At 56.2% G+C, this 1,028-nt stretch carries 2 protein-coding genes and 1 pseudogene; 2 read left to right on the top strand and 1 reads right to left on the bottom strand.

Translation table 11 applies throughout. From position 1 onward, the window contains the following. Both D0N36_RS19405 and D0N36_RS19220 read left to right on the top strand, forming a co-directional pair. A pseudogene (locus D0N36_RS19405) lies at positions 1–183 on the top strand (IS982 family transposase); the annotation flags it as partial. A 115-nt stretch (positions 184–298) separates the two neighbouring features. Further along, positions 299–799 carry a hypothetical protein gene (locus D0N36_RS19220; RefSeq protein ID WP_116943426.1) on the top strand — a complete coding sequence of 167 codons (501 nt, stop codon included), beginning with the start codon at positions 299–301 and terminating at the stop codon, positions 797–799. A 47-nt stretch (positions 800–846) separates the two neighbouring features. Here D0N36_RS19220 and D0N36_RS19400 read toward each other — a convergent pair. Next, the coding region (locus tag D0N36_RS19400) for a hypothetical protein (protein WP_207190734.1) at positions 847–1,028 on the bottom strand (182 nt) is incomplete at its 5' end.

Here is a 1,028-nt window from a genome sequence, read left to right as displayed (position 1 = left end):
AAGCGGCCCCACCACCCGGCCCAAAACTTTCTGATTCAGTATTTTCGCAAAGGTATTGAAACCACCTTCAGCTGCCTGACAGCGCGCTTTCCCAAGCAGATTCATGCCGTAACAGCGGCCGGCTTCGCCTTAAAAATAGTGCTTTTCATCTTTGCCCACGCACTACACCAAGTCGGTTTGTAGTTCGCAACTTGGGTTAGCTAGCCAACCAGCGGCCGGCCCAAAGCTAAACCCAAACCCGCAAACCACAGTACACTTTACCAAACGCCCTCCTACCCACCTCAACCCAAAAACAACTATGGCTACCGACCCCAACGACCGCCCCGTGCGCGTTATCAACGACGATACCTCCGACCAGGAGATGAAAGCCGGCCACATTGTGCCCGGCGCCGACCCGCCCAAGAACGAGAATGCCCGCGGCGGCTTTGGCAACCGCGACGGCAAGCAGGGCTTCGGCACCGACAGCTCCGATGGCGTTACAGCCGTGTCGATGAACCAGAACGAGGACAAGACCGCCCCGCCGCACGACAACATGCGCACCACCGAGGAAGGCCGCCCCGACCGCCCCAACCAGGATATGCCCGCCGAGCGTCACCTCACCCAGCAGCCCCGCCGCCCCGTCGATGAGCTTGATGGCGACGATGCCCGCAAAGGTCCCGACGAGATGGAGGACCCCGATTCGCGCGTGGGCATGGGCCAGATGGAAGCCAACCCACCCTCCAACGCCAAGCTCGCCAGCGAAGGCACCAACGCCGACCTCACCGATTACGAGGCCAAAGACACGGCCATCGATCAATAGTTTTTTCAGCTATTAGCTGGTAGTTGAATGTGAAAAGCCATCAGTTTTTAGCTGATGGTCAATAACTCACCTTTAAACCTCTCTATCATGTCTGATAAAAGCTGACCTCCCCCCAATAAACTAGACCACGCTAAAGTAGAGAAATCAGGCCCTTGTCGTATCTTAAACCAAGAGACATGTGCCATGAAAAAGACAAAGTTTACCGAAGCCCAAATCGTGTTTGCGCTAC

It is taken from the genome of Hymenobacter lapidiphilus, assembly GCF_003417065.2.
Lineage (GTDB): Bacteria > Bacteroidota > Bacteroidia > Cytophagales > Hymenobacteraceae > Hymenobacter.
Note: the sequence above shows the minus strand (reverse complement) of the source record. Positions and strands in the feature narration are given on the sequence as shown.